The 19,169-nt window shown below is 64.4% G+C and carries 21 protein-coding genes; 15 read left to right on the top strand and 6 right to left on the bottom strand.

What is annotated here, in order from left to right; translation table 11 throughout:
• The first annotated feature begins 8 nt into the window (after window positions 1-8).
• Window positions 9-632: a trimeric intracellular cation channel family protein gene (locus QEN71_RS21860; RefSeq protein ID WP_201652334.1), complete on the top strand. Its 624-nt coding sequence runs from the start codon at window positions 9-11 to the stop codon at window positions 630-632.
• 51 nt (window positions 633-683) lie between these two features.
• Here the strand turns inward: QEN71_RS21860 and QEN71_RS21855 are convergent, their stop codons facing one another.
• A complete protein-coding gene (locus QEN71_RS21855) occupies window positions 684-977 on the bottom strand; it encodes a GYD domain-containing protein (protein WP_201652337.1) in 294 nt (97 codons plus the stop codon).
• A 475-nt stretch (window positions 978-1,452) separates the two neighbouring features.
• On the opposite strand from QEN71_RS21855, the gene QEN71_RS21850 reads away from it, so the two are divergent.
• From QEN71_RS21850 to QEN71_RS21835, 4 genes are all read left to right on the top strand, one after another.
• The gene (locus QEN71_RS21850) at window positions 1,453-1,926 is read left to right on the top strand and encodes a PaaI family thioesterase (protein ID WP_201652340.1); all 474 of its coding nucleotides are present in this window, start codon (window positions 1,453-1,455) and stop codon (window positions 1,924-1,926) included.
• 64 nt (window positions 1,927-1,990) lie between these two features.
• Window positions 1,991-2,989 carry an NADP-dependent oxidoreductase gene (locus QEN71_RS21845; RefSeq protein ID WP_201652343.1) on the top strand — a complete coding sequence of 333 codons (999 nt, stop codon included), beginning with the start codon at window positions 1,991-1,993 and terminating at the stop codon, window positions 2,987-2,989.
• A 32-nt stretch (window positions 2,990-3,021) separates the two neighbouring features.
• Window positions 3,022-3,891 carry an SDR family oxidoreductase gene (locus QEN71_RS21840; protein ID WP_201652346.1) on the top strand — a complete coding sequence of 290 codons (870 nt, stop codon included), beginning with the start codon at window positions 3,022-3,024 and terminating at the stop codon, window positions 3,889-3,891.
• An 87-nt stretch (window positions 3,892-3,978) separates the two neighbouring features.
• On the top strand, window positions 3,979-4,938 hold the full coding sequence (locus QEN71_RS21835; protein ID WP_201652349.1) for an alpha/beta hydrolase: 960 nt from the start codon (window positions 3,979-3,981) through the stop codon (window positions 4,936-4,938).
• 12 nt (window positions 4,939-4,950) lie between these two features.
• On the opposite strand, the gene QEN71_RS21830 is transcribed toward QEN71_RS21835, so the two are convergent.
• Together QEN71_RS21830 and ygfZ are read right to left on the bottom strand one after the other, a co-directional pair.
• Window positions 4,951-5,775: an NRDE family protein gene (locus QEN71_RS21830; protein ID WP_201652352.1), complete on the bottom strand. Its 825-nt coding sequence runs from the start codon at window positions 5,773-5,775 to the stop codon at window positions 4,951-4,953.
• A gap of 94 nt (window positions 5,776-5,869) precedes the next feature.
• Window positions 5,870-6,919, bottom strand: coding sequence for a CAF17-like 4Fe-4S cluster assembly/insertion protein YgfZ (gene ygfZ, locus QEN71_RS21825; RefSeq protein ID WP_201652355.1), 1,050 nt, complete (start codon window positions 6,917-6,919; stop codon window positions 5,870-5,872).
• A 77-nt stretch (window positions 6,920-6,996) separates the two neighbouring features.
• Here ygfZ and mltG point away from each other — a divergent pair, with 77 nt between their 5' ends.
• From mltG to QEN71_RS21780, 9 genes are all read left to right on the top strand, one after another.
• Complete coding sequence (mltG, locus tag QEN71_RS21820) at window positions 6,997-8,007, top strand: endolytic transglycosylase MltG (RefSeq protein WP_201652358.1); 1,011 nt, start codon at window positions 6,997-6,999, stop codon at window positions 8,005-8,007.
• Window positions 8,007-8,627 (top strand): dTMP kinase, encoded by a 621-nt coding sequence (tmk, locus tag QEN71_RS21815; RefSeq protein WP_201652447.1) that lies wholly within the window; start codon window positions 8,007-8,009, stop codon window positions 8,625-8,627. Before mltG ends, tmk begins: the two co-directional genes overlap by 1 nt.
• A 93-nt stretch (window positions 8,628-8,720) precedes the next feature.
• Window positions 8,721-9,770, top strand: a complete 1,050-nt coding sequence (locus tag QEN71_RS21810; RefSeq protein ID WP_201652361.1) for a DNA polymerase III subunit delta' — start codon at window positions 8,721-8,723, stop codon at window positions 9,768-9,770.
• Window positions 9,771-9,836: 66 nt separating this feature from the next.
• Window positions 9,837-10,628, top strand: coding sequence for a TatD family hydrolase (locus tag QEN71_RS21805; RefSeq protein ID WP_201652364.1), 792 nt, complete (start codon window positions 9,837-9,839; stop codon window positions 10,626-10,628).
• Window positions 10,629-10,679: 51 nt separating this feature from the next.
• Window positions 10,680-11,426 carry an ankyrin repeat domain-containing protein gene (locus QEN71_RS21800; RefSeq protein ID WP_201652367.1) on the top strand — a complete coding sequence of 249 codons (747 nt, stop codon included), beginning with the start codon at window positions 10,680-10,682 and terminating at the stop codon, window positions 11,424-11,426.
• 118 nt (window positions 11,427-11,544) lie between these two features.
• Window positions 11,545-11,901, top strand: a complete 357-nt coding sequence (locus QEN71_RS21795; RefSeq protein WP_028365511.1) for a Rap1a/Tai family immunity protein — start codon at window positions 11,545-11,547, stop codon at window positions 11,899-11,901.
• Between the two features lie 253 nt (window positions 11,902-12,154).
• Window positions 12,155-13,585, top strand: a complete 1,431-nt coding sequence (otsA, locus tag QEN71_RS21790) for an alpha,alpha-trehalose-phosphate synthase (UDP-forming) (protein ID WP_201652370.1) — start codon at window positions 12,155-12,157, stop codon at window positions 13,583-13,585.
• Between the two features lie 40 nt (window positions 13,586-13,625).
• A complete protein-coding gene (locus QEN71_RS21785) occupies window positions 13,626-14,789 on the top strand; it encodes an AAA family ATPase (RefSeq protein ID WP_201652373.1) in 1,164 nt (387 codons plus the stop codon).
• A 319-nt stretch (window positions 14,790-15,108) separates the two neighbouring features.
• Complete coding sequence (locus QEN71_RS21780; RefSeq protein ID WP_201652374.1) at window positions 15,109-16,179, top strand: glycosyltransferase family 4 protein; 1,071 nt, start codon at window positions 15,109-15,111, stop codon at window positions 16,177-16,179.
• Between the two features lie 232 nt (window positions 16,180-16,411).
• Here the strand turns inward: QEN71_RS21780 and QEN71_RS21775 are convergent, their stop codons facing one another.
• The 3 genes from QEN71_RS21775 to QEN71_RS21765 form a co-directional block, all read right to left on the bottom strand.
• On the bottom strand, window positions 16,412-16,999 hold the full coding sequence (locus QEN71_RS21775; protein ID WP_201652378.1) for a BPSL1445 family SYLF domain-containing lipoprotein: 588 nt from the start codon (window positions 16,997-16,999) through the stop codon (window positions 16,412-16,414).
• A gap of 399 nt (window positions 17,000-17,398) precedes the next feature.
• A complete protein-coding gene (locus QEN71_RS21770; protein WP_201652381.1) occupies window positions 17,399-17,845 on the bottom strand; it encodes a hypothetical protein in 447 nt (148 codons plus the stop codon).
• A 293-nt stretch (window positions 17,846-18,138) separates the two neighbouring features.
• Window positions 18,139-18,435, bottom strand: coding sequence for a PsiF family protein (locus QEN71_RS21765; RefSeq protein ID WP_201652391.1), 297 nt, complete (start codon window positions 18,433-18,435; stop codon window positions 18,139-18,141).
• A gap of 251 nt (window positions 18,436-18,686) precedes the next feature.
• On the opposite strand from QEN71_RS21765, the gene QEN71_RS21760 reads away from it, so the two are divergent.
• A complete protein-coding gene (locus tag QEN71_RS21760; RefSeq protein ID WP_201652393.1) occupies window positions 18,687-18,983 on the top strand; it encodes a YciI-like protein in 297 nt (98 codons plus the stop codon).
• Window positions 18,984-19,169 lie beyond the last annotated feature (186 nt).

Raw genomic sequence — 19,169 nt, 5'->3', positions numbered from 1 at the left:
AACCCCGCATGAAACCCAAAATCGAAACCATCGTTCTGGCCGCCGATCTCGTCGGCACCTTCATCTTCGCGATCGAGGGCGCGGTGGCCGCGATGCACAGCGGTCTCGACCTGCTCGGCGTGATGGTGATCGCGTTCGTCGCGGCGCTCGGCGGCGGCGTGACGCGCGACCTGCTGATCGGCGCGACGCCGCCCAACGCGATCCGCGACTGGCGCTATCCGGCGCTGACGTTCGTCGCGGGCCTGCTGACGTTCATGTTCCACAACGACGCGCAAGGCTTCCCGGCATTCTGGCTGATGGTGCTCGACGCCGCGGGACTCGCGCTGTTCGCCGTCGCGGGTGTCGAAAAAGCGATGCTGTACCGGATCCGGCCGTTCGTCGCGGCCCTGATGGGCACGGTGACGGGCGTCGGCGGCGGCGTCATCAGGGACGTGCTGCTCACGCGCATTCCGTCGGTGCTCGTCACGGATATCTACGCGACGGCCGCGTTCTTCGGCGCGGTCGTGGTGCTCGCGGGACGCCGCCTCGGCCTGTCCCCGGCGATGGCGGGACTGGCGGGCGGCGTCGCGTGCTTCGTGTTGCGCGTGGTCGCGGCGACGCACGGCTGGCATCTGCCGCGCGCGCAAGGCTGAACGCGGCGCGCGTGCGCAATTGCACGCGCGCCCGGCGCGTGACACCCGCAACTACTTCAATCCGCCGACGATCCGCTCCATATCGTCTTCGCCGAACGCGCGCATCGTCGACGTGCGCACATTGCCCTGCGCGGCGAGCGCGATGCCCATGCGCGTCGTGGTCTCGTCGTCGGGTGAATCCAACGAGATCACGAGGTCATACGCACCGAGCGTCCAGTTCACCGTGCCCACTGTCACGCCCATTGCCTTGGCTTGCTCGCGGAACGCGCGCGCCCGGTTGACGGTGTCTTTCGCGGTGCGCACGCCCTGATCGGTCCAGTTGACCAGCATGATGTAAGTGGCCATGTTGTCCTCGTGAAGTGAAATCCAGAAGTGCCGCGCGCGACACGCCGGCTCTGGCTCGAGAGACGAACGCATCCACGGCGCGGGCCGTGTCCCATGCGTGCATAAAGAGGCAAAGAGAAGGAAGACAAGGCGGCGAGGGCGCGGGAAGGTCGGGCGCTCGTTCGAGGTATAGCCGCAGGTTGATGACGCCCGGTTTCGCGTTGCGCGTGACGCTGGTTGCCGCGCACGGTCGGGCTGAGGCCTGGGAAGGACTGCGTGAAAAGTATAGGCGACGCCGCGCGTGTTTTCCGGACCGATCATCCCGATGAGATGTGCGTTTGTCCTATGCCGTGCGGCTCAGCGCATCCGTTCGCGCAGGCAGGTATCATCTGGCGAAGCGCCTTGTCGTGTGTACTCTGCATGCGTTCCGTACGGATCCCACTGCATGATCGGCACGCAAGGCACGTCAAGCCGTCGACCACGAACCTACATGCATATGACAGATTCCCCCGGCAACAAGCTGGTGATCGAAAGTCCTTTCATCGATCATCTCGGCGTGCAACTCATTTCGGCAGCGGACGGCGCGAGTGAAGTCGTGCTGACGCTGCGCCCCGAGCATCTGAACACCTGGTCCGTTTCGCACGGCGGCATCACGATGACGCTCGCCGACGCCGCGCTCGCGATGGCCGCGCGCAGCCTCGCCGCGGATGGCGTCGGTGTCGTGACCGTCGAAATGAAAGTGAATTTCATGCAGCCGGGCATGGGCGAGTTGCGCGCCACGGGCCGCGTGCTGCATCGTTCGACCACGATGGCCTATTGCGAAGGCGAGATCCGCGACAGCGAAGGACATTTCGTCGCGAAGGCGCTCGGCACGTTCAAGTACATGCGGCGTCTGGCCGTTGGCCGCGAGGTGCGGCAGCAGCGCCTGCACAGCGATCCGTCGGCGAAACCGGGACCGAGCGACGCCTGAATCTCGCGGCAGTCCCTGCAACACCCTTATCGATCCATTCCAGATACGAGTTGGAGACACCGCCATGAGTCAGGTCAATCGTCAGATTCTGCTTGCATCGCGTCCGCAGGGCGCCGCATCCGCCGACAACTTCAAGCTCGTCGACACACCGCTCGCGCCGCTAGCGGACGGCCAGGTGCGCGTGCGCAATCACTACCTGTCGCTGGATCCGTATATGCGCGGCCGCATGAGCGACGCGAAGTCGTACGCGGCGCCGCAGCCGCTAAACGAAGTGATGATCGGCGGCACAGCGGGCGAAGTGGTCGAGTCGAATAACGCGGCATTCAAGCCGGGCGACAAGGTGGTCGGGATGTTCGGCTGGCAGGAGTTCGGCACGTCCGACGGCAAGGGACTGCAAAAAGTCGACGACACACACGTGCCGCTGTCCGCGTATCTCGGACCTGTCGGCATGCCTGGCGTAACGGCGTGGTACGGACTGAACCGGATCATCGCACCGAAGGCGGGCGAGACGGTCGTCGTCAGCGCGGCGAGCGGCGCCGTCGGCAGTGTGGTCGGGCAACTGGCGAAGCTGGCGGGCGCGCGCGCTGTCGGCATCGCGGGCGGCGCCGAGAAGTGCCGCTATGTCGTCGAAACGCTGGGCTTCGATGCGTGCGTCGACTACAAGACCGGCAATCTCTATCAGGATCTCAAGGCGGCGACGCCGGACGGCATCGATGGCTGCTTCGAGAACGTCGGCGGCGAAGGGTTCGACTCGACGCTGGCGCGGATGAACGCGCATGGCCGGATCGCGCTGTGCGGCTTCATCGCCGGTTACGACGGCGAGCCGCTGCCGCTCAAACATCCTGCGTTGATGCTCACGCAGCGTCTGCTCGTGCAGGGTTTCATCGTCAGCGAACATATGGACGTGTGGCCTGGCGCGCTCAAGGAACTCGGCGGGTTGGTCGCGCAGAAGAAGCTGCATTATCGCGAGACCATTGCGCAGGGACTCGAGAACGCGCCCGAAGCATTTCTCGGCATGCTCAAGGGACGCAATTTCGGCAAGCAACTGGTCAAGCTGATCTGAACCGGCACATATCGCGAAACAAGGAAATCGGCATGTTCGAGTTCGACGGCAAAGTCGCCGTGATCACCGGCGCGGCGAGCGGCTTCGGCCGCGCGTTCGCGGAAAAGGGCGCGTCGCTCGGCATGAAGCTCGTGCTCGCGGATGTCGACGAGAGCACGCTCGCGCAAACGGTCGATGCGTTGCGTGCACAAGGCGCAGACGTGATCGGTGTGCGCACGGACGTGTCGGATGGCGCGCAGGTTCAGGCGCTCGCGGATGCCGCGCTCGAAGCGTTCGGCAAGGTTCATCTGCTGTTCAACAATGCGGGCGTGGGCTCCGGCGGCTTCCTGTGGGAAAGCTCGGCAAACGACTGGGCGTGGGTGTTCGGCGTCAACGTGATGGGCGTCGCGCACGGCGTGCGCGTCTTCACGCCCATCATGCTCGGGCAGAACGAGCCGGCGCATATCGTCAATACGGCATCGGTCGCGGGTCTGTTGTCGCCGCCGTCGATGGGCATCTACAACGCGTCGAAACACGCCGTGGTGTCGCTGACGGAGACGCTGTATCACGATCTGCAGAGCGCGGGCGGCGAGGTCGGCTGCTCGCTGCTGTGTCCTGCGTTCGTGCCAACGGGTATCGCGGACGCCGAGCGTGCGCGACCCGAGGCGCTGCGTAACAGCGCCGGGCCGACGCGTTCGCAACTCGCCGCCGACAAGCAGCTCCAACGCGCGGTGCGCTCGGGCAAACTGAACGCGACGGACGTCGCCGCGCTGACGTTCGAAGCGATCGCCGAGCGGCGCTTTTATATCCTCACGCATCCCGCCATTCTCGCGACCGTGCGGCTGCGCCACGAGGACATCGAACAGCAGCGTAATCCGACCGATCCGTTGTCGTTGAAGCCCGAGGTCAAGACAGCGAACTAGCGCCTGTTGCGAGCGGGGCGGCCCGTGTTCGTGGCATCATTTCGCGCTCAATTCCACCGTCCGGCGCATGCACGCCGTCGTCCGACCATGCCGTTGAACCCAAAGATCGAGCAGGTGCTCGAGATGATTGCGCGCGCAAAGCGTCCCGCTTATCACGACCTGACGCCGCAAGCGGCGCGTGCCTCTTACGAGAAGAGCGCGCCGATTCTCGAAGTGCCCGCTGCGCCGATGTTTTCCATCGAGGATGTCGAGGTGTCGATGCGCGACGGCGCGGCCATTCGCGTGCGTCTCTATCATCCCGCCGAGCCGCAATGGGCGAATCCCGCGCCCGCGCTCGTCTACTATCACGGCGGTGGATTCACGGTCGGCAGCGTGAACACGCACGACGCGATCTGCCGGATGTTCGCGCGCGATGCGCAGTGCGTCGTGATGTCCGTCGACTACCGGCTCGCGCCGGAGCACAAATTCCCGACGGCCGTCGACGACGCATTCGATGCGCTCAAGTGGCTGCACGAGAACGCTGCGTTATATGGCGTCGACGCTGGGCGGATCGCCGTTGGCGGCGACAGCGCGGGCGGCACGCTCGCCACTGTATGCGCGGTGCTCGCACGCGACGCGGGCGTTCCGCTCGTGCTGCAACTGCTGATCTATCCGGGCACGACAGGGCATCAGCAGACCGACTCGCATGAGCGGCTCTCCGATGGCTATCTGTTGTCCGGCGACACGATCCAGTGGTTCTTCGAGCAATACGTGCGCAACGCCGACGATCGTCACGACTGGCGCTTCGCGCCGCTCGACGGCACACGCGGCGCCCCCGACTTTCGCGGGGTCGCGCCTGCATGGATTGCGACAGCCGAATACGATCCGCTCAGCGACGAAGGCGAAGCCTACGCGCTCAAGTTGCGCGAGGCGGGGAATGCCGTCGCGTTCACGTGCTACGCGGGCATGATCCACGAGTTCTTCAAGATGGGCGGCTATGTGCCGGATGTGGCGCCCGCGCATGCCGATGCGGTAGCGGCGTTGCGCGACGCGTTCGGCGTGGAGTGAGTCGGCTCGCGCTCAGGCGATATCGAACGTGAAATTGCGCTCGTAATCGCCTGGACGCACGATGCGGTGCGAGCCGTTGTCGTCGCTGCGCTCCAGTGCCGAGACGCTCAGGCGTTCGCCCTCAGCGACCACGACCTGCAATGCCGTCGTGCCGCGCGTGCCGTACTCGGGCGTATCGATGAAAGCGGCCGACAGCGCGCGCTCGCGTTCGAGCGAAATTCCTGTCGCCGGAAGTTCGTCGTCGCGCGCGACATGCGGGTCGCGCATCAGGTCGATCAATGTTGCAAGCGGCGGACGGCTATCGTCGGCAAGCGTCTGGGCGAGTTCGGCGCGCTTACGCACGAGTTTCGGCCAGGGCGTGTCGAGCACCGCATTCGAAATACCGTGCGTGCCCGGCGCGAGCAAGGTCGGCGCAGCAGGCGAGCGGTTGCAGTACCAGCCCAGTTCGCGCCGCATCCAGTCGCCGACGAGCAGGTTGAAGCCGTTGTACATGTCGCCGTCTTGCGCGACCTGCATCAGATAGTCGAGCGGCGCGCCGCTTTCGATGCCGTGCTCGCCCGACAGCCAGTTGCTGACCAGCGTGCCGCGCGTCGGCGCATCGGCGCGCATTTCGCTCGGCGAGCGATAGTTGGTGAGCGCGGCGAAGCGTCCGTCGCGCGTCATACCGAGCCACGTCCCGCCGCCGACAAGATCGCGGCCCGCCAGCAGACCGGGCGTGTCGTCCCACCAATGCATCGGTTCGGCAGTGCGCTTCAGGAATTCGTCGCGATTCGCCGCGAGTGTGAACAGCGGACCGTCAGACGCTTCGGGGCGCCAGTCGAACACGATCAGACACATCAGAGGAAGTCTCGGTAGCGGGACAGCGTTGAATACAGCGGGAATCCGTCGCGCCTGCAAGAGAGGCGCGACGTCGGCAGGAACGAAAGGAAACTCAGACTTCCGTCGGCAGGGCGTAAGGCAACGGCAGGAAGGTCAGCGCGGGACCATCGGCGGCGCCCAGATGCACGGTGCCGTTTTCGAGCGCGGCCAGCTTGATTTCGACGAGCGCATCGACGCCGCCGTCAGGCGCGGCCGCCGTGTTGACGAGCATGCCGCACGGCTGGCCCGGATCGTCCGAATGGAACAGTTCGGCGCCCGGAACGACGCTCTCCGTCTCGCCCGCGACATTAGCCAGCGACATGCGCCGCTTGATCGTGCCGCGATACTGGCTGCGCGCAACGATCTCCTGACCCGGATAGCAGCCCTTGCGGAAATTGACGCCGCCCAGCACGTCGAAGTTGATCATCTGCGGCACGAACTGCTCGACCACGCGCTGCGTGATGCGCGGTTCGCCCGCACGGATGTCGAGCCAGTCCCACACGGCAGGCGACACGCGGCGCAGCTTGGCTTCGAGCGCGGGCAGACGCGCTTCGACTTCGGCTTTCGGTCCGACCCACACGTAGCGCAGACGTCCCGCTGCGTCCGGCACGCGCACCAGCGAGCCCGCCGGCCCGTCGACTTTCACATGCACGCCGTCGGGAATCGCGTCGAACACACCCGAGAGCGCGCCGCGCACGTCGCCGGCAAGACCGATGGCCAGCACATCGCCCGATGCGTCGCTGAGCTTCGCCTTCGCGCGCAGCACGAACATCGAAAGCCGCTTCTGCGCGGCGGGCTGCACGTCCTTCGACACCAGCATCCGGATCGACTCGCCGCTGCACCACATCAGGAACGACGCCAGCAGACGACCCTTCGGCGAGCAATAGCCGGCAAGGCGCGCGGTCGCCGCGTCGAGGTGCTGCGTGTCGTTGGTGAGCTGCGAGTGCAGGAACGACGCGGCATCGTCGCCCGTCGCGTCGATCACGCCGAACTGCGGCAGCGGCATGAATGCGCCGGCCGACAGCACAGCGTCGAACTCGTCGCGCGCCGGACGCGGGAACACAGGAAGCGATACGGGAGCGGGGACAGCAGTGCCGGGAGCAGAAGCGAGCGGTGCGTTCATGGATTCGGGGAACAGTCAATTCTGACTTTGGCGGAGGCAAGCAAGTATTATATTGGCTTCACTCGAACCACGTTTCCATGTCCCTCCTGAAGAAATGTCTCATCGCCTGCGTCCTGCTCGCGATGCTGATCGCCGCCGCGGCGTACGGCGCGTACCGCTGGGCCACGACTCCCGTCCAACTCGCTACCCCGCAACTCGACGTCACGATCAAGCCGCATAGCAGCCTGCGCAGCGTCACGACGCAACTCAATCGCGGTGGCGTGCCCGTCGAACCCGAACTGTTCGTGCTGATGACGCGCGCGCTCGGCCTGCAGACGGCGCTCAAATCGGGCAACTACGAGTTCAAGCAGGGCGTCACGCCGTACGACGTGCTCCAGAAGATCGCGCGTGGCGACGTGAACGAATACGTGGCGACGATCATCGAAGGTTGGACCTTCAGGCACATGCGCGCCGAACTGGATTCGAACCCGGCGCTGAAGCACGACACGGCAGGCATGGCGGACGCGGATCTGCTCAAGGCGATCGGCGCGCCCGAGACGCCAACGGGCACGGGTGAGGGGCTCTTCTTCCCCGACACCTATCTGTTCGACAAGGACACCAGCGATCTCGACGTCTATCGCCGCGCTTACCGGCTGATGAAGCTGCGCATCGACGAAGCATGGGCCGCGCGCGCGCCGGGCCTGCCGTACAAGACGCCGTACGATGCGCTGACGATGGCGTCGATCGTCGAAAAGGAAACGGGCAAGGCGTCCGACCGCGCGATGGTCGCGGGCGTGTTCGCCAACCGTCTGCGCGTGGGCATGCCGCTGCAGACGGACCCGACCGTGATCTACGGAATGGGCGACAGCTACACGGGTCATCTGCGCAAAAAGGATCTGCAGGCGGACACTCCCTACAATACCTATACGCGCATGGGCTTGCCGCCTTCGCCGATCGCGCTGCCGGGCATCGCGTCGCTGCAGGCCGCGCTCAATCCGGCGCCGACCAGCGCGCTGTATTTCGTGTCGCGCGGCGACGGCAGCAGCATTTTTTCTGACACGCTCGGCGATCACAACAAGGCCGTCGACAAGTACATTCGAGGGCAATGATGGCGCGGGGAAAATTCATTACGTTCGAGGGCATCGACGGCGCGGGCAAGACCACGCACCTCGGCTGGTTCCGTGACCGGCTGGAGCAGAAGGTGGCGGGCGCGGGCCGCTCGGTGGTTATGACGCGCGAGCCGGGCGGCACGAAGCTCGGCGAATCGCTGCGCGACATCCTGCTGCACGAGGCCATGGATCTCGAAACCGAGGCGCTGCTCATGTTCGCCGCGCGCCGCGAGCATCTCGCCCAGGTGATCGAGCCGGCGCTCGCGCGCGGCGACTGGGTGCTGTCCGACCGTTTCACCGACGCGACTTTCGCCTATCAGGGCGGCGGCCGCGGTTTGCCGCGCGACAAGCTGGAGACACTCGAACGCTGGGTGCAGGGCGGGTTTCAGCCGGACCTGACCGTGCTGTTCGACGTGCCGCCTGACACGGCAAGCGAGAGGCGCAGCGCGGCGCGCGCGCCGGATCGTTTCGAAAGCGAGTCGGACGCATTTTTCACGCGCACGCGCACCGAATATCTGCGCCGTGCCGAGGAAGCGCCGTACCGATTCGCTATCATCGACTCGACGCGCACCATTGCAGAAATCCAGAAACAGCTTGAAGAACTGATCGTATCTCTTTGATTTTCCGATCATATAGGCCGAACGCATAACACTGGCAATACTCGGCCGATACATTGAAAATCGTCTTCAACACATTGATTCAAAAGACAAACGATGATTTATCCGTGGCAAACCGACGACTGGAACCGCCTGCAGCAATTGCGCGCCCACTGGCCGCATGCGTTGCTGCTCCACGGGCAGGCAGGCATCGGCAAGCTGCGGTTTGCCCAGCATCTGGCGCAGGGGCTGCTGTGCGAATCGGCGCTGCCGAACGGCGAGCCGTGCGGCACGTGCGCGGCGTGCAACTGGTTCACGCAGGGTAATCATCCCGATTACCGGATCGTGCTGCCGGAAGCGCTCGCGTCCGAAGCCGGCTTCACCAGCGCAGCCGCCGATGAAAAGGCCGAGAAGGCCGACGCCGACGACAGCGGCAAGAAAACGCGCACGCCCAGCAAGGAAATCAAGATCGAGCAGGTGCGGGCGCTGCTGGACTTCTGCGGCGTCGGTTCGCATCGCGGCGGCGTGCGCGTCGTCGTGCTGTATCCGGCCGAGGCGCTGAACGTCGCGGCCGCCAACGCGCTGCTGAAAACGCTTGAAGAGCCGCCCGCGGGTGTCGTGTTCCTGATGGTGTCGGCGCGTATCGACCGGCTGTTGCCGACTATCATCAGCCGCTGCCGCCAATGGCCGATGACGACGCCGTCGCCGGAAGCCGCGACCGCGTGGCTCGCGCAACAAGGCGTCGACGATGCGCCGGGCCTGCTCGCGGAAGCGGGCGGCGCGCCGCTGGCCGCGCTGGCGCTCGCGAGCGACGAAAACCGTCCGTTGCGCGACTGGACGCTGAAGCAGCTGGCCGCCGGCCCGAATTGCGACGCCTTCGCGTGCGGCGAGACGCTGCAAAAGCTGCCCGTTCCCGTCGTGCTCGGCTGGCTGCAGCGCTGGATGTACGACCTGCTCGCGCAGTCGACGGTTGGCACGGCGGGCACGCCGCGTTATTTCCCGGCGGCGTCGGCGGCGCTCGCGCGTTGCGCGTCGCAGGCCGACGCGAACGCATTCGCGCGCTTCATGCGGTCGGTCACGCGGCAGCGCGCGGTCGAAAACCATCCGCTGAATGCGCGGCTCGTGTTCGAGGAACTGTTTCTCGGCTACCGCGACCTGTTCGTTTAGCGCGCACGGCAAGGTTTTTCGCTGGCCCGATCGGATTCACCAACGGATTTTTCGCAGGACTTCACCATGTTTGTCGACTCCCACTGCCATATCAACTTCGAAGGACTCGGCGACCGTCTGCCGCAAGTGCTCGAGAACATGCGTTCGCACTCGGTGACGCACGCGCTGTGCGTATCGGTCGATTTCGAAACGCTGCCGTCCGTGCTGGAGATCGCGGGCTCGTACGACAACGTGTATGCGTCCGTGGGCGTGCATCCCGATCACGAAGACGCGCGGGAGCCGACCGTCGCCGAACTGGTCGAACTGGCGCAGCATCCGAAGGTAGTGGCGATCGGCGAAACGGGCCTCGACTACTATCGCCTCGAAGGCCGCTCGATCGACGATATGGAATGGCAGCGCGAGCGCTTTCGCGTCCATATCCGTGCCGCGCACCAGACGGGCAAGCCGCTGATCATTCATACGCGGGCGTCGTCGGAAGACACGCTGCGGATCATGGCCGAGGAGCGCGCGGGCGAGCCAGGCGGCGTGATGCACTGTTTCACGGAGCCGTGGGCCGTCGCCGAACAGGCGCTCGCGCAGAATTTCTACATTTCCCTGTCGGGCATCGTCACGTTCAAGAGCGCAACGGATGTGCAGGACGTCGCGCGCCGCGTGCCGCTCGACCGTCTGCTGATCGAAACCGACTCGCCGTACCTCGCGCCCGTGCCGTATCGCGGCAAGCCGAATGAACCTGCGTACGTGAGTTATGTCGGACGCTTCATCGCGCAGCAGCGCGAGATGCCGGACGAAGCGCTCGCCGCCGCGACGACCGAGAACTTCTTCCGGCTGTTCAAGATTCCGGCGCCGTCGGTCGTCTGAGAAATAAATTCATTAGTATCAACAGGATAGGGAAGTTTCCTAAAGCAAGATATGAAAAAATATTCGATCGAGAGCATCGCCTGTGCGACGGATTTTCGCCGTAGCCTGGCAAAGCTGACGCTGGCGGCAGGTGTCGCGTTCGCAGCGCTCGGCGCGCTGCCCGCGCAGGCCGCGCCCGCGGACACGATGATCAAGGCCGTCAAGTTCGACGACGTGAAGGAAGTGAAGAAGCAGCTGGCGAACGGCATGGACCCGAACATGGCCGACAACCAGGGCATGCCGCTCCTCGTGATCGCCGCGCGCGAAAAGTCCGACCAGGTGGTGGCCGCGCTGATCGCCAATCCGAAGACGGACATCGAGATTCTCGACAAGTCCGGCGAAAACGCGATGATGATGGCCGCGCTGAATGGCGACATCAACATCGTCAAGCAGCTGATTGCGAAGGACGCGGAAGTCAACAAGAAGGGCTGGGCGCCGCTGCACTACGCGGCCGCGAACGGTCACGACGACATCGTCAAGCTGCTGCTCGATCATGACGCCTATATCGACACGGGTTCGCCGAATGGCACGACGCCGCTGATGATGGCGGCGCGCGGCGGCCATGTGTCGACCGTCAAGCTGCTGCTCGACAGCGGCGCGGACCTGAACGTGAAAAACCAGATCGGCCTGACGGCACTCGATTTCGCGAAACAGTACAAGGAACCGGACGTCGTCGAAGGGCTGACGGCGCGGCTCCAGCAGATGCAGCAACAGGCGCCTGCGGGCGCGCCTGCAACGCCGCAAAACAGTGCAAAATAGCGGCTTGGGCGCGGGTCACCACGCGCCCGAATTGAAGCGGGAACGGGTGGCGAGTCCGGGCGGCAGAGATCGCCGGACGCCATGCATCGTTCCGGGCTCACACCAGGAAGGAAAAAACATGCTGCGGGTTTTGATTTGCGCCGGCGCGCTTGCTGTGCCGTTGACGGCTGCCGCGTTCACGGGGGGCGACCTCAACAAGCTGTGCACGAAGACCGACGTTGCGTCGCGTAGCGCGTGTGCGGCCTATATCGAGGGTGCCGCGGACGGCATCTTCAACACGATTGACGCGATTGGCGGGACGACGGGCCCGCGTGTCGGCCAGTATTTCTGCCTGCCGCCGGAAGCGCGCTCGCAACAGCTGACGGACGCGGTGCGCAAGTACATCGCCGACAATCCGAACGTGGCGGGCTATAACGCGAGCACGGCCGTTTCGCTGGGGCTCGGCAAGGCGTTTCCCTGCAAATCGGGCAGCTGAGCGGCGCTAGTCAGACCTTCCGCCCGCCTGGTTCGCTGTTCTTTTCGACGCGCGCCGTGTGTTAAGCACGGCGCGCGTTTTGTGCTTTCAGACCGCTTTGCTTGTAGCCCGTGCCGTTTTGCCTATGCCTTCCGGATTGGCACAAATGTGCAACTGATCGGGTGCAACCGCGGTCGAACCAGCACTGAAGCACGAAACAATGCGCCCGGCCAAGGCGGACCGGCAGCGCCAACCAGAGCGGAGGGACAGCAACATGGGCCGACTGATCGTCGTGTCGAATCGCGTGGCAACGCCGACGGAAACCAAAGGCTCGGCAGGCGGCCTGGCCGTAGGCGTGTTCGGTGCGCTGAAGGACGCGGGCGGCGTGTGGTTCGGATGGAGCGGCGATGTCGTCAGCGAAACCGTCGCGAACGCCGGACCCACGCTCGAAACCGACGGCAGCGTGACTTTCGCCACCACAGGCCTCACACGCAAGGACTACGACCAGTACTACCGCGGCTTTTCGAACGCGACGCTGTGGCCCGTCTTCCACTATCGCAACGACCTCGCGCGGTACGAGCGCGAAGAGTACGCAGGTTATCGGCGCGTCAACTCATGGCTCGCGCACAAGCTCATCAAGCTGCTCGAACCCGACGACATCATCTGGGTCCACGACTATCACCTGATCCCGTTCGCGGAAGCGCTTCGCGCCGAAGGCGTCAAGAATCGCATTGGATTTTTCCTGCACATTCCGTTTCCGTCGCCGCAGATTCTGCTGAACATCCCACCGCACGAAGAGCTGGTGAGGTCGCTGTGCTGCTATGACCTGATCGGTTTCCAGACGGAAAACGACGAACTCGCTTTTCACGACTATCTGCGCCGGCACGCGCGCGGCACCGTATCGAGCGACGGCCACGCGGAAGCGTTCGGCCGCGAGTTGCGTACGGGGGTCTACCGGATCGGCGTGTTTCCCGACGACATCGCCGAGCAGGCGAAGCGTTACGAGAGCCGTCAGCACGTGCTCGACCTGAAGCAGAGCCTGGAAGGGCGCAAGCTGATCATGAGCGTCGACCGTCTGGATTATTCGAAAGGGCTGGTCGAGCGCTTCCGCGCGTTCGAAGCGCTGCTGGAGCGATCGCCCGAATGGCGCGGCAACGTCACGCTCGTGCAGATCGCGCCGCCGACGCGCTCCGACGTGACGACGTATCAGGACATCCGCCAGCAACTCGAATACGAAGCCGGGCGCATCAACGGAAAATACTCGGGCCTGGACTACACGCCCATTCGCTATCTGAATCAGCAATACGACCGCTGGAAACTGATGTCGCTGTTCCGCGAATCGCAGGTCGGCTTCGTCACGCCGTTGCACGACGGCATGAATCTCGTCGCGAAGGAGTACGTCGCCGCCCAGAATCCGGACGATCCGGGCGTGCTGGTGCTGTCGATGTTCGCGGGCGCGGCGGCCGAGCTGGAAGGGTCGTTGATCGTGAATCCTCACGATTCGATCGGCATGTGCGAAGCGTTGCAGCGCGCGCTCGGGATGCCGCTCGACGAACGCCAGCGGCGTCACGAGATCGACATGGAAGCGCTGCGCAAGAACGATCTCGGCGTGTGGCGCGATTCGTTCCTGAGCGATCTGCGCAGCGTGCCGCTATCGACGTCTTCTTCCGATACGGCAGGTGACAGGAAAGCGAGACCGGCTTGATGCAGCGTCCCGATTCATTCGCTATACCGATCAATTCCGGATGCTGACGACGCTCGCCATCGCCAACTATCGCTCGTTGCGCGATCTGATCGTGCCGCTCGCGCGCCTGAACGTGATCACGGGGCCGAACGGAAGCGGCAAGTCGAGCGTGTATCGCGCGTTACGTCTGCTCGCGGTGACGGCGCGCGGCGGCGTCATTCCTTCGCTCGCGCGCGAAGGCGGGCTGCAATCCACGCTGTGGGCCGGTCCCGAGCGCTTCTCCCGCGCGATGCTCGCGGGCGACGCGCCTGTGCAGGGCACGCGCCGCACGGAGCCCGTCAATCTGCGGCTCGGCTTTGCGGGCGACGAGTTCGGCTACGCGATCGATCTGGGGCTGCCCATTCCGGGCGAGACGCAGTTCGGCCTCGATCCCGTCATCAAACGCGAATGCATCTGGAGCGGTCCCGTACTGCGTCCGTCGGCGCTGCTCGTCGACCGGCAGGGTCCGTCGATCCGCACGCGCGACGACGACGGCGAATGGCAGACCATTCCGCATAGCGTCGCGAGTTTCGACAGCATGATGACGGAGTTTTCCGACCCGCGTAGCGCGCCGGAAATGATCGCCGTGCGCGAGCAGATTCGTTCCTGGCGCTTCTACGATCATTTCAGAACCGATGCGGAATCGCCCGTTCGTTTGCCGCAGATCGGCACGCATACGCCCGTGCTCGCCGACGACGGCGCGGATCTCGCCGCAGCATTGCAGACCGTCCGCGAAATCGGCGACCCGGCCGCGCTCGACGCCGCTATCGACGACGCGTTTCCCGGCTCGCGCGTCATCGTCACCAATATCGAAGGGCGCTTCGAAGTGACGATGCAGCAGCAGGGCTTGCTGCGCGCGTTGAAGGGCGCGGAATTGTCGGACGGCACGCTGCGCTACCTGCTGCTGGTCGCGGCGCTGCTCACGCCGCGGCCGCCCGCGTTGCTGGTGCTGAACGAACCGGAGACGAGTCTGCATCCCGATCTGCTGCCGGCGCTTGCGCGGCTGATCGCGAGAGCGTCATTGCGTTCGCAGGTGATCGTCGTGTCGCACGCTGCACGGCTGATTGCGGCGCTCGAGCACGAGGAGGGCAGCGAATCCGTAGTGCTCGAAAAGCAGCTGGGCGCGACACGTATCGCCGATGCCGACTCGCGCGATCTGCCCGCGTGGAAGTGGCCCGCGCGCTGAGTCGCCGAAACGAGTGTTTCCCGACTGTAACAGCGTAATGCATTTGAAATAGCTGCGGATTTCCAGCGAAGGCCGGGCAATAATCGCCACTTAGGATACGAGAGGCAGGGCACGGGCGCGCGCATCATCCAAAGCGCGACGCGGTATTCGGACAAACCCGCGGGCAGACCGCGGACGACCGCGTTATGCGGATAAACCCGAAACACCGCGTCAAAGCGCATGAAATCGCCGCGCCGCGTTTGATCGGCTGCCTGCCTGCTGTCATACTCGTTCGCCACTGCTCGCTGCAGCCGCCTTTGCGCGGCGCCTGGAGACACAGATGAGAATTGCGCAGATCGCCCCTTTGACGGAATCGGTGCCGCCCAAGCTGTACGGTGGGACGGAGCGCGTCGTGTCGTACATCACCGAGGCGCTCGTTGACCTGGGTCACGAAGTCACGCTGTTCGCGAGCGGCGACTCCGTCACGCGCGCGAAGCTCGAACCCGTCTGGCCGCGCGCGCTGCGGCTCGATCCCGGCATTCGCGACCGCATCGCGCCGCACATGCTGCTGATGGAACTGGTTCGCCGTGCCGCCGACGATTTCGATGTGCTCCATTTTCACATGGACTACTACTCGTTTTCGGTCTTCAAGCGCCAGGACACGCCGTTCGTCACGACCTTGCACGGCCGTCTCGATCTGCCCGAGCAGCAGCCTGTGTTCGACACGTTCAACACGGCACCCGTCATTTCGATTTCGAACTCGCAGCGTCATCCGCTGCCGCAGGCGCGCTGGCTGAGCACCGTCTATCACGGCCTGCCGGAAACGCTCTACACGCCGCAGCCGGTCGAGCAGAAGTACCTCGCGTTTCTCGGTCGTATCTCGCCGGAAAAACGCGTCGATACGGCGATCCGTATCGCGGGCCGCTGCGGGCTGCCTATCCGCATCGCCGCGAAAGTCGATGCCGCCGATGCCGAATACTTCGAACGCGACATCAAGCCTTTGCTCGATCTGCCGTACGTCGAGTTCATCGGTGAAATCGCCGATCATCAGAAAGCCGAGTTCCTGTCGGGCGCGCATGCACTGCTGTTCCCCATCGACTGGCCGGAGCCGTTCGGGCTCGTGATGATCGAAGCGATGGCGTGCGGCACGCCCGTCATCGCGTTCAATCGCGGCGCAGTGCCTGAAGTCGTGGACGACGGCGTGTCGGGCTTCATTGTCGAGGACGAGATCGGCGCGGTCGCTGCCGTCAACCGTCTGCATAAGCTGCCGCGCGCGACCGTGCGCAAGCGCTTCGAGGAGCGCTTCACGTCGCACCGGATGGCGCGGCAGTATGTGGAGGCGTATCAGTCGGTGATTCGCGCGCAGAAGCGCTCGCGCTTCAAGGTGATCGACGCTTCGTCGACGACCTGATCGAAGTCCGATCGAAGTCCGATCCCACGCAGCATAAAGAAAGGGCGGCGCAATCGTGAGATTGCGTCGCCCTTCGTCATTTACGTCATTTACGTCATATCCGTCGCCAGCGAAAGCGCGTGCTGCGCGATTCGTCGACGACCTGCCGGAACTGCGCGGCGGACTCGCGTCCGCGTCCCGTAGCGCTACGTCGCGGCAGCCCGCTCATTCACGCACGCGGGCCGCGTTGCCGTCAGATCTTGAGCTTCGATACCTTCGTGCCCGCCAGCGACACATCCGCCATCAGGCCCGCGTTCGTCAGGATGAATACTTCGACGGGCGCGGTGGCCGTCGTCGAATCGACGGCGCCGTTCGCGCCCATCTTGACGAGCGCGACGGACGCATCCGCGCCGACCGACCAGCCATCCGAGCTGCGGAATTTGTCGAGCGCGTCCTGCGTCATGAAGCAGAAGATGATCGCCTTCGACTGCGCGCCGGCCTGCAGACCAAACGAGCCCGAAATCGTGCTGTAGTAGCCGGCGGTGCTGCCGCCCACGCGCAGCGCGCCTTCGCCGTACTGGCCGCCGACCACGAAGCCGACCTGCAACACGGACGGGAAAACCAGAATGCCGCGCGACTTGGCGACCAGCTCGCGTGAGCCTTTAACGGTGGTGTAGAGACGGGACATGGTGCCGTCGACGCTGGCGTCGATCGACTGCCGTTTCGACATGTCCGTAGCGGCCGATTCCCCGCTGCTCTTGGTGGTGGTGCAGCCGGCCAGTGCAAGGGTTCCGAAAGCGAGCGCGGCGGTACTCTTCAACATGAAGTTTCGTCTTTGCATCGTTTTTCTCCATCGTGGTTCCGGGGTGCAGCCTCAGTTCACGCGGGTTGCCTGTTTAGTTATATCACACGTACCAGCAATGCAAGGGTTCTGGGGACACCGCGCAAACCCTTGTGCGACAAGCACTCCGGCGATGGTCAGCGATTCGTTGGGTAATTCTGGCCGGTTGTCCGCGCGTGCAGGAAGGCTGTCCGGACAGCATCCGACCCGGGTTCGCGACGATCGGAACGGCCGTCTGCACGCGGCTCGCGCAGTCGCCTGGCGGGCCGCAAAACGAGGTCGAATTTACCGGTTTTGCGGCGCGACAAAATGCTGTAAGCGAACGGAAAGTGTTGCGGGAAAGCCGCAGCGCGGATGCCGCGCCTGCGTCTTTTCAAACGAATGACGGCGCAGCAGCGGCTAGTGATTCACGGGACTCTTGTTGACGGGCGGCCGCCGCAGCGCGCGCCGCACCATGCCTATGACAAAGCCGATCGCGAAGATCGTTGCGGCGGGCACGACCCAGTAGCCGACGAACGCGTGCCACAGATAGCTTGCCAGCGTGCTCTTGCGGACCGCGTATTCGTTCATCGCGTCCTGTTGGCGCGGCGCGTTGGCGGCCAGCACGTCGGCGGGGCAGCCGGCCGTGCGCGCGTCGTCGGGCATGCCGTGACAGCGCGTGGCGGCGCCTGCGGCGCGTTGCGCGTCGGTGAGCTGCCAGGTCGTGAGCGCGTTGTTCAGGTCGACCCGGTTATAGGCCATTTCCTCCTGAATCTCGCGCACGGCGACGATCGCCACGGGCACCGCCCAGAAGACGATCACCACCAGCCAGCGACGCAACCAGCGATTCTTGTGTCTCCCAACCATCCTTGCCTCCGTGCGATGCGCTTGCGGCATCAACGACAAGCTGGCGGCCCGTGGGACTTGTTCTGTGTGGGGTATGGGCCGTCTGTGCCGCCATCATAGAAGAAAACGGCGCGGGAAGGGCGGCGCATGACACCGCGAATGCACAGCTTGTGTGCGCAAGGACGCGGCATCGTCGCCGCTGCGCATGAGGCCTAAAAAGAAAAAGGCGGCGCCCGCGTGACGGACGCCGCCTGCCTGTCTCGCATCGTCGTGCGCCGCGCGATTCACGCGGCGTCGTGCGAATGCGCTTCTCCTCAGCCCTTGTTGCTCAGGCACGTCTTCATGAATGCCTTGCGATCGTCGCCTTTCTTGTCGGCTGCCTGCGTGTTGCACATCTTCATCTTGTCCTGTTGCGTCATCGGTGCGGACGCAGCCATCGCCGACGAGGCCGACAGACAGTCCTTCATGAACGCTTTGCGATCGTCGCCTTTCTTGTCGCCCGCCTGCTTGTTGCACGCGGTCATCTTCGATTGCTGGCTGTTCGCGGCAAAAGCGGGCGACGCGAGCAGACCCGTCAGGGCGAGAGCGGCGAGTGCGGCCTGGATCTTCATGGGAGACTCCATCACGGGTTGTGAATGTTGTTGATTGTCGTGAGACGGACATCGAGCCGGGCAGGTCGCCTCCGCTGTGATCGGCCGTCACCATTGCGCTACATGGTGTCTGTGAGAACGAACGGGCAGGGCAAAAGGTTGACGCATCCGACGCTCAGACGGCACAGGTGTTTCCCTAAGATGACTTACCGCAAACGCGCGAAACGTTATGCTTGTGTCATTGCCTTCATCACGATTCAGGAGTTTTCGCCATGCACTATCTGCTGATCTACGATGTGTCGCAGGATTATCTTGAGCGTCGTCCGGAATTTCGCGCTGCGCATCTGAAGCATGCATGGGCCGCCGCAGATCGCGGCGAACTGCATCTTGCTGGCGCGCTTGCCGATCCCGTCGATACCGCCGTGCTGCTGTTCGAAGGCGATTCGCCCGCAGTCGCCGAGTCGTTTGCGAAAGCCGATCCCTATGTGCTGAACGGACTCGTCACGCAATGGCGCGTGCGGCCGTGGACGACGGTCGTCGGCGAGCGCGCCGCGACACCTGTCCGCTAATGTCTGTTAAGCACGACTCTATCCGTCACTTCACGCCACAGCAGCGGCAAGCATGCGTCACAAATAGAAACGCCGCTGCGCTCCGGCACTTTATGCCGCACACATCGAATCGAATGTAACTGCGTCAATAGTGTTGTGCGCGATCCACGCGATCACACGCCTGTCATCGCAGCAGCGCGAGCATGG

Source organism: Paraburkholderia sabiae, from assembly GCF_030412785.1.
Lineage (GTDB): Bacteria > Pseudomonadota > Gammaproteobacteria > Burkholderiales > Burkholderiaceae > Paraburkholderia > Paraburkholderia sabiae.
The sequence above is the reverse complement of the archived record's forward strand: the minus strand, read 5'-3'. Positions and strand labels throughout refer to the sequence as shown.